This window comes from Bradyrhizobium diversitatis (assembly GCF_016031635.1).
GTDB lineage: Bacteria > Pseudomonadota > Alphaproteobacteria > Rhizobiales > Xanthobacteraceae > Bradyrhizobium > Bradyrhizobium diversitatis.
On record NZ_JACEGD010000053.1, the window covers coordinates 26590 to 37075 of the forward strand.

Here is a 10486-nt window from a genome sequence, read left to right on the forward strand (position 1 = left end):
CTTCGCCAAACCACGCCCTGGGGGTATGGGTCCCGGATCTGCGCTTCGCTTGTCCGGGACGACATCGGAGAATGTCGTGCATTCTTCGGGCCGCATTACCTCCCGTTCTTCTTCCGCCATTCCGCGAAGTCGGTCAGCGTCTGCGGATCCGTGGCGGGATAGAGACCAAAGATACCGCGGCCCTTGCCGACTTCCTCGGTGACGAAGTCCTCGAACGCTGTCATTTCGAAGGTCTCGTTGGCGATCTCATCCACGAGATGCGCCGGGATCACGATGACACCGTCGGCATCGCCAAGGATGATATCGCCGGGGAACACCGGTGCGTCGCCGCACCCGATCGGGACGTTGATCTCGATCGCTTGGTGCAGCGTGAGGTTGGTCGGCGCCGAGGGGCGGTGGTGGAAGGCGGGAAAACCGAGTTTTGCAATTTCAGCGGAATCGCGAAAGCCGCCGTCGGTGACGACGCCGGCGACGCCGCGTTTCATCAATCGAGTGACCAGGATCGCGCCTGCCGATGCCGCGCGGGCGTCCTTGCGGCTGTCCATCACCAGCACGGCGCCCGGAGGGCAATCTTCCACGGCCTTGCGCTGCGGATGCGAGCGGTCCTTGAACACGTCGATCGTGTTGAGATCCTCGCGCGCCGGCATGTAGCGCAGCGTGAAGGCTTCGCCGACCATGGTCGGCTGATCGGGGCCGACGGGGTGCACATCCTGGATCATCTGGATGCGCAGGCCGCGCTTGAACAGGGCGGTGGCGACCGTGGCGGTGGAGACGGATTTGAGCTTGTTGCGGGTGGCTTCGCTGAGTTTGGTCATTCTCTCACTCTCTCCTTCGTCATTCCGGGATGCGCCGAAGGGGCAGGCCCGGAATCCATACTCACGATTGTGGTTATGGATTCCGGGCTCATCGCTTCGCGATGCCCCGGAATGACAGGGTCATTAATAAATCGACGGCTCGCCGATCGGCGCGCCGAAATCGGTCTCGAGGAAATCGAAATCGCAGCCGTCATTGGCCTGCTTGATGTGCTTCGTGAACATCCAGCCATAGCCGCGCTCGAAGCGGGGTTCGGGCCGCTTCCAGGCGGCGCGGCGCTTGGCGAGCTCTGCTTCGGGAACGTCCAGATTGATCGTGCGCGCGGCGACGTCGAGCGTGATGCGGTCGCCGTTCCGCACTAGAGCCAGCGGACCGCCGATATAGGATTCCGGCGAAACATGAAGGATGCAGGCGCCGTAGCTGGTGCCGCTCATGCGCGCATCCGAGATGCGCACCATGTCGCGCACGCCCTGCTTCACGAGCTTGGTCGGGATCGGCAGCATGCCCCATTCCGGCATGCCCGGCCCGCCTTGCGGTCCCGCATTGCGCAGGATCAGGATGTGGTCCTCGGTGACGTCGAGGTTGGGATCGTCGACCGCCTTCTTCATCGAGGCATAGTCGTCGAACACCAGCGCCGGCCCCGTATGCGTGAGGAAGCGCGGCGCGCAGGCGCTCGGCTTGATGACGCAGCCGTCGGGGGCGAGATTGCCCTTGAGCACGGCGAGCGCGCCCTCCTTGTAGATGGGATTGTCGATGGAGCGGATCACGTCGGCATCGTGGACCTCGGCGCCCTCGATGTTCTCACCAAGCGTCTTGCCGGTGACCGTGATGCAGTCGAGATGCAGATGCGGCGTGATCTGGCTCATCAGCGCCGGCAGGCCGCCGGCATAGAAGAAGTCCTCCATCAGATAGGTATCGCCGCTTGGACGGACATTGGCGATGACGGGCACCTTGCGGCTCGCGGTCTCGAAATCGTCGAGCCCAATGTCCAGGCCGGCGCGGCGGGCCTGCGCGATCAGATGGATGATCGCATTGGTGGAGCAGCCCATCGCCATCGCGACCGCGATCGCGTTCTCGAACGCCTTGCGGGTCTGGATCACCTTCGGCGTCAGGTCCTCCCACACCATCTCGACGATGCGGCGGCCGCATTCGGAGGCCATGCGGATGTGGTTGGCATCGGCCGCCGGAATCGAGGAGGCGCCGGGCAGCGTCATGCCGATCGCCTCGGCAATCGCGGTCATGGTCGAGGCCGTGCCCATGGTCATGCAGGTGCCGTAGCTGCGGGCGATGCCGGCTTCGATGTCGAGCCAGTCCTTGTCGGAGATCTTGCCGGCGCGGCGCTCGTCCCAATATTTCCAGCCGTCGGAGCCGGAGCCGAGCGTCTTGCCCTTCCAGTTGCCGCGCAGCATGGGACCGGCCGGCAAATAGATCGCCGGGATATTCATCGAGGTCGCCCCCAGCAGCAGCGCCGGCGTGGTCTTGTCGCAACCGCCCATCAGCACCACGCCGTCGACGGGATGGCTGCGCAGCAGTTCCTCGGCGTCCATCGCCAGCAGATTGCGATAGAGCATCGTGGTGGGCTTGAGCAGCGATTCCGACAGCGACAGCGCCGGCAGCTCCAGCGGCAGGCCACCGGCCATCAGGATACCGCGCTTGACGTCGTCGACACGCGACTTGAAGTGCATGTGACAGGGCTGCGCGTCCGACCAGGTGTTGAGGATCGCGATGATCGGGCGATCCTTCCACTCCTCGGGGGCATAGCCCATCTGCATGGCGCGGGAGCGGTGGCCGAACGAGCGCAGATCGTCGGGCGCGAACCAGCGCGCGCTGCGGAGCTGGTCGGGCGACTTCTTCTTGTTGGTCATTTTCTTCCTTGTCCGTCCGAAGGATTGGCCCTGCTCTTCTCACAGGCCCTCCATGCCCGGCAAGGCGCTGGGCGGGCTGAGAGCGAACCTCTGCCATGCACTTGGGCGGGCATAGGGACGGTGCGGGGCAAAAAATCGGCACCTCAGGCCGGAGAGGCTCCGAAGTGCTTGCCGACCGACGAGAATCCGCGCAACAATTTCATGTTTTTGATGGCTTTGATGGTCGCCGGGGACTTCCCCATTGACCCGGAGGATTTCAGACGTGGCCAACATCCTGATCGTGGATGACGATCCGGCCTTGGAGATCACCATCCGGCTGCTGGAACGGGCTGGTCATCACGTGACTGTCGCCGGCGATGGCTGCAGATGACCAGGACACCTCCTGTGCTCCGGGCCAGAGCGGACGCGGTACGGCAAGCCCGGCGAAAATCCCCATGAGACTGGCAACGACGCTGGCAACGCGGCTGGCCATCGCGATGATCCTGCTGGTGGCGGTGACCGTGGCCGCAGTCGGATGGCTGGGCTATCGCAACACCACACAGGCCGTCATTCCGCGGGTCCTGGAACGGGTCGAAGCCCAGTCGCGCCTGCTGGCAGCCAATCTCGAATCCTACGTTGCCGGGGTGCGCGGCGATCTGATCGGCTACCGCGCCGCAGCAGCAATCAACGGCCTCATCCGCGCTCACACCGGTGGCGGAACCGACCCCGTCGATGGCGTCTCGGAGCAAACCTGGCGCGAGCGTATCGCGACGCGGCTCGCGGCCGAGATCGACGCCAAGCCCATCTATGGGCAGTTCCGGATCATCAGTGTCGACAACGACCAGCGCGAACTGGTCCGCGTCGATCGCACCGGCCCGGGCGGAACGGCCCGGATCGCCCCCGACGGCGAACTGGAGGGCAAGGGCGAGCGAACCTATTTCCAGGAAACGATACGGCTGGCGCCGGGCGAGATCTATGTTTCGCCCGTCGAGCTCGCCACGCGGCGGGGCGGGACCACGGAGCCGCACGTTCCGACTCTTCGCGTCGCGACGCCCCTGTTCACGCCGGACAACAGACCGTTCGGCATCATCGTCGCCAATATCGACATGCGCCCGGCGCTCGACCGCATCCGCTCGACGAGGAGTTCGGGAGGAGAGCTCTACGTCGTGAATTCGCGCGGCGACTATCTCGTCCATCCCGACCGCACACAGGAATTCGGCTCATCGCGCGGCCATCCCACCAATTGGCGCAATGACTTTCCATTCTTCTCGGCCCTGGCCGGCACGTCGGACGTAGCCACGCGGGTCACAACCGATGAGTTGGGCCGGCCGAGCGGCGCGGCCATCGCGCCGGCACTGCTTGCGAACAAGGAATGGGTCGCCATCATCGTGACCGTTCCCTCGTCCGTCTTCGGCCGCGTGCCGGCTGCCATCCAGAGAACGTCCCTGCTCGTCGGCGTGCTGGCCGTTCTCGCCGCAGCCGCGCTCGCGGTGCTGCTGGCGCGCTCATTGACACGCCCGATCGGGCGCCTCACCGCGGCGGTGCAGGCGATCGGCAGCGGACGTCCAGCGGAGATTCCCGTCGACGCCGGCGGCGAGACCGGCGTACTGGCGCGGGCCTTTGCCCGGATGATCGAGGAGACCCGTGCGAAAACGGCCGCTCTCGAGCGCGAGATCGAGGAGCATCGCCGCACCGAGGCTGCGCGAAGCCATCACGCGGCGCGCGAGAGGCTGTTCAGCGCCGCGGTGGAATCGTCCGACGATGCGATCGTGATGCAGACGCTCGATGCGGTCATCACGGGCTGGAACCCGGCCGCCGAACGTCTCTATGGCTATTCGGCGGATGAGGCGATCGGCAAGCCCACGTCGATCATTGTCCCGCCCGACCGTCGCGCGCATGGCAAGGACTATTTGCAGCGGATCGCGCGGGGCGAGCCGATCGAACGGTTCGAGACCGTGCGCCTGCGCAAGGACGGCACGCCGGTCGAAATCTCGCTCAGCCTCTCGCCGATCAGGGGGCCATCCGGCGAGATCGTCGGCGTCTCCGGGAGCGCGAGCAGCCTGACCGAGGCGCGGCGCGCCGAGCGGGCGCTGCAGCACCAGCTCGAGGAGCGGCGACAGATCTTCGAGACATCGCAGGACCTGATCATGATCATGGATGCGCGGGGCCATATCGCGCAGATCAGCCCGAGCAGCGAAGCCATTCTCGGTTACCGGCCGGACGAGATGAGCGGCCGCAGCGGCGCCGATTTCATTCATCCCGATCATCTGGAGCAGTCGCGCGCCGAGATGCGCGCCTTGCGGCACGGCGAGCGTCCAAAGCTCGCCGACACCCGCTGCTTCCACAAGAACGGCCACGAAGTCTGGCTGTCCTGGCTCGGCAACTGGTCCGGGCCGGCGCATCGATTTTTCTTCGTCGGTCGCGACATGACAGAAGCACGGCTCGCGCAGGAATCGCTGCGCGAGAGTGAACGGCTCGCCCGCAACATCGTCGAGACCTCGCTCGACGCCTTCGTCCAGACCGACGAGACCGGCAGCATCCTGAGCTGGAATTCGCAGGCCGAACAGCTCTTCGGTTGGCGCCGTGACGAGGTGCTCGGCAAGAGCGCGATCGATCTGATCGTCGCCGAGAGCGAGCGCGAGAGGGTCAGGGCGGGACTGAGGCGCTTCCTCGATGATGAGGACGGCAGGACGCTGAACCGCCGCCGCGAGCTCATGTGCCGCCGCCGCGACGGCAAGGAATTCAGGGCCGAGCTGAGCGTCACCGCCCTGAAGCGGCGCGAGGGCCTGCTGTTCAACGTGTTCTGCCGCGACCTCACCGACAAGGTCGCCGCCGAGGAACGCATCCGTCATGCCGAGAAAATGGAGGCTGTCGGCCAGCTTACCGGCGGCGTGGCGCATGACTTCAACAACATTCTCACCGTCATCACCGGGACGATCGAGATTCTCGCGGAGGCGGTCGCGAAGGAACCGCAGCTCGCGGCCATCACCAAGATGATCGACGAGGCCGCCGCGCGCGGCGCCGATCTGACCCAGCACCTGCTCGCCTTCGCGCGCAAGCAGCCGCTCCAGCCGCGCGAGATCGACATCAACTCGCTGATCGTCGACACCGCGAAACTGTTGCGTCCGACGCTGGGCGAGCAGATCCAGATCGAATCGGTGTTCGAGGGCGAGAATTGCGTCGCGATCGTCGATCCCAACCAGCTCACCACCGCGATCCTCAACCTCGCGCTCAATGCTCGTGACGCCATGCCCAGCGGCGGCAAGCTGATCCTGGAGACCGGCGCCGCCTATCTCGACGAGGTCTATGCCAGTGCGAACGATGTGCCGCCGGGGCATTACGTGCTGATCGCCGTGAGCGACACCGGCACCGGCATCCCTGCGAGCATGTTGCCCAGGGTGTTCGACCCCTTCTTCACCTCGAAAGGACCGGGCAAGGGCACCGGACTCGGGCTTTCGATGGTCTACGGCTTCATCAAGCAGTCCGCAGGTCACATCAAGATCTACAGCGAGGAGGGCCACGGCACCACGATCAAGATGTACCTGCCGCCCGGGACGACGGCGGCAGCGGTTGGCGAGGGCGTGACGCCGGCGACGATCGAGGGCGGACACGAGACGATCCTGGTGGTCGAGGACGACCGGCTGGTGCGGGACTACGTACTGGCGCAACTGCATTCGCTGGGTTACGTCACCTTGCAGGCTGCGAACGCCGCGGAGGCGCTCGCGATCGTCGCCAGCGGAAAGCCGTTCGACCTTCTGTTCACCGACGTCATCATGCCCGGCAAGATGAACGGACGGCAGCTCGCCGACGAACTGATGAAGACGCGCCCGGATCTCAAGGTGGTCTACACGTCAGGCTATACCGAGAACGCGATCATCCATCACGGCCGGCTGGATTCGGGTGTGATGTTGCTGGCCAAGCCCTATCGCAAATCGGATCTGGCGCGGATCATCCGCAAGGCGCTGAGCACTTGAGGCTGCGTAGCCCGGACGAGCAAAGCGATATCCGGGACTTTGCAGCAGCGGTCCCGGGTATCGCTTCGCTCACCCGGGCTACAAGAGCTTGCTATGACGCGCGCTGGGCCGCAGTCATCACGATGCGGATCAGATCGGCGGCATTGCGTGCGCCGAGCTTCTTCATGATGTTGGCGCGATGGTCCTCGATCGTGCGCGGGCTGATGCCGAGCGTGCGGCCGGCTTCCTTGTTGGATGCACCGGAGGCGAACTGCTCCAGCACCTCGCGCTCCCTGCGCGTCAACGGCTCGCGTCCGGGGAAATGCAGCGAGCCGAACTTCGGCGCTGCATTCTGCGCCTGCCTGCGTGCATAGGCGCCGATCGCCTCGTCGAGCCGGCCGACGATTTCGCTGCCGCGGAACGGCTTCTCGATGAAGTCGAGGGCGCCGCTCTTGATCGCGCCGACCGCCATCGCGATGTCGCCCTGACCGGAGATCATGAAGATCGGCGCCGGATAGTCCTCGCCGTGCAACTCCTTCAGGATGTCGAGACCCGACTTTCCGGGAATATGCACGTCGAGCAGAATCGCAGCCGGTGTGCGGCTTCGCGCGACCGAAAGCAGTGCTGCTCCGTCCGCAAAACAGATCACGTCATAGCCCGCCGCCTTCAACACCATCGACAAGGTGTCGCGAACGGCAGGGTCGTCGTCCACCACGAAGATTTCACCGCGAGAACTTTGTTCGGCCATGTGCCACATCCGGTTGGCATGAAGGACTCGCGTCCGCGCCAACCCTTATGGCGCTCGGCGCGGATTCGGCCCACCCGTATTTGTACGGGACATGGACTTAACGCACAAGTAGCGGCAGGGTGCCTAATTGCGGGACACGGAGATTATCCATGCTAAATTTCGCCGGCACGGCCCCGCTTGTCGCGACGCCTACAACTGACAGCCGTCAGTTGATCGCAGCCGATCTTCGCTCTCTGATCGCGCGCATCGACATCAGTCTGCGCCTGATCGACGCAGTCATGGCGGAGGAAGACGCAGCGGGGCACGCGAGCGCTATCGCGGGTTCCAATGAGATTTTCGTGCTCGACGACGTCACGCCCCGTTACGCCGCCGCGGGCGCCACGCTCATTGCCTGCCGGGCGGGGCTCGACCACGCCCTGCAGCAATTGTCGGAATCCGGCAGGCCGGCCTGAGCCGCAATCAGCGCGGCGGAACCGCCGCAGCCACTTGCATGGCAGCTCCGCGCGTCAGGCGCGGTGCCGTTCCACGATCGCGTCGTTGGCGACACCACCCCAGGTGTGGATCGCGGGCAGGCCCATCGCGATCTTGCCGAGGTTGGCGAGGCTGATGCGCAGGGCCGCGAGATCCAGCGGCTTCGGCAGGCTCTGCAGCTCGATCCCGACGGAGCGGGCAAAGCTGCGGGCGGCGCTGCGGCGTTTGCCGTCCATGCCGCTGATGACGATCACGGAGCCCGCAAACTTCGCGCTCGCCATCTCGCGCAGCACGTCGATGCCGTCGCCGTCCTCCAGCACGAGGTCGAGCGTCACGCAGTCAAAGCGCGCGGCGCGGAGCTTCTCGATCGCGTCCGTCACCGATGGCGCCACGGTGACTTCGTGGCCGGCCTGCTTGGCGGCGACCGCGATCAGGTGGCGCTGCGTGGCGTCGTCGTCGACCACCAGGAGCTGAAGCGCACGCCGCTCGGCGACATCCGGCAGGTTTGACGAGACGGGGGAAAGAGAACTTCTGGGCATTTCCGTATCCTGAGATTGAGACCCTCAATGGATACACGGCTCACGCTTAGGCGATGTAAAGCCGCTGCGGCCAATTGATTCGAATGTGTTCAGCAGATGTGAAGCAAGGTGCCGGAAGGAATGGCGGCGCTGCGGCCAGGTCACGCCGCGGCGTCATGGCCGCCGGCCGCACCGCGCTTCTTCCTGTTCTTGCCGCGCAGGAACTGGATGTCCATTTCGGCGCCGTTGACGCGGACCAGCTCGCAGCGGCGGTAGGCGAGGCCCGTTGACGACAACAGCAGGAAGAACTCTTTCAGATTCAATCCCTGGATCGAGCCCTCCACCGTGAGGATGGCGTCGGTGTCGGAGATTGCGTTGAGCTTGCAGTCCCGCCGCCAGGTGCCGTCGATGGCCATGATGCAGACATCATAGCCGCGGCTGAACGTCACGCGCTCCGCGCCCTTGCCATCGTCGGCCATGTTATTGCCCCGCCATCGCCGCCGCCATGCGCGGCGCCGCTGCGGCGAGAACCGGCTTGGCTGCTGCCGCACGCGGATCGTTCGGCTTGTAGAGGCCGCGCCGCTCCGGAATTGGCCGGAACGTGTCGGTCAGTCCGACCACGGTCTCGGCGGCGCCCAGCACCAGGAAGCCGTCCGGCTCGATCTGGCGCGCCAGCCGGTTGAAGATGTTGATCTTGGTGTCCTGGTCGAAATAGATCAGCACGTTGCGACAGAAGATGACGTCGAAGGTGCCGAACTGGGCAAAGTCGTGCAGCAGGTTGAGCTGGCGATGCTGGATCATCGCCCGCAATTCGGGATTGATCTGCCAGGTCTCGCCGGTCTGCTTGAAATATTTGACCAGCATCTGGATCGGCAGGCCGCGCTGCACCTCGAACTGGCTGTAGATGCCGGCCCTCGCCTTTTCCAACACCTCCTGCGACAGGTCGGTCGCGATGATCTCGACGCGCCAGCCGGTGAGGGCCGCACCCATCTCCTTCAGGCACATCGCCAGCGAATACGGCTCTTGCCCGGTCGAGCCGGCGGCGCACCAGATCCGCACGCTGCGGCGGTTGGCCCGCGCCTTGATGATCTCGGGCATGATGTGGTCGCGGAAATGATCGAACGGGACCTTGTCGCGGAAGAAGAAGGTCTCGTTGGTGGTCATCGCCTCGACCACATCGGTGATCAGCATACGCGAGCCGGCTTGCAGCTTCTGCACCAGTTCTGCGATGCCGGAGAGCCCGGTCTTGCGGGCGAGCGGCAGCAGGCGGCTCTCGATCAGATATTGCTTGTCTGCGGACAGGTCGAGACCGGAATTGTCCTTTAGGAACTTGCGCAGATACTCATACTCGGTCGGGGTCACGGATGGCCTCTCGGAAGCTGTACTGGAACACTCTGGCCCAAGCACTCGGGCCAGACACACTCAGACCATGGCTTGTCCGACCGGGATCAAACCAACTTCAGCGAACTTGTCGGCGATAATGTCTTTGTCGAAAGGCTTCATGATGTATTCGTTGGCGCCGCCGCTGAGCGCCTGCGCGATATGAGCCACGTTGTTCTCGGTGGTGCAGAACACCACCTTGGGCTGGTCGCCGCCGGGCAGGCGGCGCATGTGGCCCATGAACTCGAAGCCGTCCATGACGGGCATGTTCCAGTCGAGCAGCACCGCGTCGGGCAGCTGCCGCTGGCAGATCTCGAGCGCCTTCGCGCCGTCCTCAGCCTCGGTGACTTCGAATTCCAGACCTTCCAGAATCCGGCGCGCGATCTTGCGCACCACGCTGGAATCATCGACCACCAAACACGTCTTCATTTTGGTTCTCCGGCTTCGATGGTTTCGTTGGTTCAGGCCGCCATCATTTCGGGTGCGAGCTCGAGGACGCGATCGACGTCGAGGACGACCATGAGCTGGCCGTCGAGGCGGTGGACGCCGCCGGCGAGCTTGGCCATGCGGGGGTCGAGGTTGACGGGGTTCTCCTCCTTGCCGTCCTCGGGCAGGCGCAGCACCTCGCCGATCTGGTCGATCAGCAGGCCATAGGATTCGCCGCGCAGGTCGACGCCGACCGCCATCGGGGTCTTGCCGTCCTCGGCCTTGGGCAGGCCGAGACGGGCGCGCATGTCGACCACGGTGACGATGCGGCCG

10 protein-coding genes and 1 pseudogene are annotated in these 10486 nt (G+C 64.9%); 3 read left to right on the forward strand and 8 right to left on the reverse strand.

The window, feature by feature from the left end:
* Positions 1 to 95 precede the first annotated feature (95 nt).
* Together H1B27_RS36130 and araD are read right to left on the reverse strand one after the other, a co-directional pair.
* A complete protein-coding gene (locus tag H1B27_RS36130; RefSeq protein ID WP_197969324.1) occupies positions 96 to 815 on the reverse strand; it encodes a ribonuclease activity regulator RraA in 720 nt (239 codons plus the stop codon).
* A 123-nt stretch (positions 816 to 938) separates the two neighbouring features.
* Positions 939 to 2678 carry an L-arabinonate dehydratase gene (araD, locus tag H1B27_RS36135; protein WP_197969325.1) on the reverse strand — a complete coding sequence of 580 codons (1740 nt, stop codon included), beginning with the start codon at positions 2676 to 2678 and terminating at the stop codon, positions 939 to 941.
* Positions 2679 to 2940: 262 nt separating this feature from the next.
* On the opposite strand from araD, the pseudogene H1B27_RS36140 reads away from it, so the two are divergent.
* Positions 2941 to 3039: pseudogene (locus H1B27_RS36140) on the forward strand (response regulator); the annotation flags it as partial.
* A gap of 73 nt (positions 3040 to 3112) precedes the next feature.
* Entirely contained in the window at positions 3113 to 6631 is a 3519-nt protein-coding gene (locus tag H1B27_RS36145) for a PAS domain S-box protein (RefSeq protein ID WP_246515944.1), read from the forward strand.
* Between the two features lie 91 nt (positions 6632 to 6722).
* Here H1B27_RS36145 and H1B27_RS36150 read toward each other — a convergent pair whose 3' ends face one another.
* On the reverse strand, positions 6723 to 7358 hold the full coding sequence (locus tag H1B27_RS36150; RefSeq protein ID WP_061880295.1) for a response regulator transcription factor: 636 nt from the start codon (positions 7356 to 7358) through the stop codon (positions 6723 to 6725).
* Between the two features lie 149 nt (positions 7359 to 7507).
* On the opposite strand from H1B27_RS36150, the gene H1B27_RS36155 reads away from it, so the two are divergent.
* Positions 7508 to 7810 (forward strand): hypothetical protein, encoded by a 303-nt coding sequence (locus tag H1B27_RS36155; RefSeq protein WP_197969327.1) that lies wholly within the window; start codon positions 7508 to 7510, stop codon positions 7808 to 7810.
* Positions 7811 to 7864: 54 nt separating this feature from the next.
* On the opposite strand, the gene H1B27_RS36160 is transcribed toward H1B27_RS36155, so the two are convergent.
* The 5 genes from H1B27_RS36160 to H1B27_RS36180 form a co-directional block, all read right to left on the reverse strand.
* Positions 7865 to 8368 carry a response regulator gene (locus H1B27_RS36160; protein ID WP_028181010.1) on the reverse strand — a complete coding sequence of 168 codons (504 nt, stop codon included), beginning with the start codon at positions 8366 to 8368 and terminating at the stop codon, positions 7865 to 7867.
* 140 nt (positions 8369 to 8508) lie between these two features.
* Positions 8509 to 8826 carry a hypothetical protein gene (locus H1B27_RS36165; protein WP_028181011.1) on the reverse strand — a complete coding sequence of 106 codons (318 nt, stop codon included), beginning with the start codon at positions 8824 to 8826 and terminating at the stop codon, positions 8509 to 8511.
* A gap of 1 nt (position 8827) precedes the next feature.
* Positions 8828 to 9709 (reverse strand): CheR family methyltransferase, encoded by an 882-nt coding sequence (locus H1B27_RS36170; protein ID WP_197969328.1) that lies wholly within the window; start codon positions 9707 to 9709, stop codon positions 8828 to 8830.
* 60 nt (positions 9710 to 9769) lie between these two features.
* The gene (locus H1B27_RS36175; protein ID WP_028181013.1) at positions 9770 to 10156 is read right to left on the reverse strand and encodes a response regulator; all 387 of its coding nucleotides are present in this window, start codon (positions 10154 to 10156) and stop codon (positions 9770 to 9772) included.
* A 32-nt stretch (positions 10157 to 10188) separates the two neighbouring features.
* Positions 10189 to 10486: chemotaxis protein CheW (locus H1B27_RS36180; protein ID WP_197969329.1), on the reverse strand; the 298-nt coding region annotated here is incomplete at its 5' end.

Coding starts and splice junctions, on each gene's coding strand:
- H1B27_RS36175 (WP_028181013.1), bottom strand. CDS start 10,156: ATGAAGACGTGTTTGGTGGTCGATGATTCCAGCGTGGTGCGCAAGATC.
- H1B27_RS36155 (WP_197969327.1), top strand. CDS start 7,508: ATGCTAAATTTCGCCGGCACGGCCCCGCTTGTCGCGACGCCTACAACT.
- araD (WP_197969325.1), bottom strand. CDS start 2,678: ATGACCAACAAGAAGAAGTCGCCCGACCAGCTCCGCAGCGCGCGCTGG.
- H1B27_RS36145 (WP_246515944.1), top strand. CDS start 3,113: ATGAGACTGGCAACGACGCTGGCAACGCGGCTGGCCATCGCGATGATC.
- H1B27_RS36165 (WP_028181011.1), bottom strand. CDS start 8,826: ATGGCCGACGATGGCAAGGGCGCGGAGCGCGTGACGTTCAGCCGCGGC.
- H1B27_RS36160 (WP_028181010.1), bottom strand. CDS start 8,368: ATGCCCAGAAGTTCTCTTTCCCCCGTCTCGTCAAACCTGCCGGATGTC.
- H1B27_RS36130 (WP_197969324.1), bottom strand. CDS start 815: ATGACCAAACTCAGCGAAGCCACCCGCAACAAGCTCAAATCCGTCTCC.
- H1B27_RS36150 (WP_061880295.1), bottom strand. CDS start 7,358: ATGGCCGAACAAAGTTCTCGCGGTGAAATCTTCGTGGTGGACGACGAC.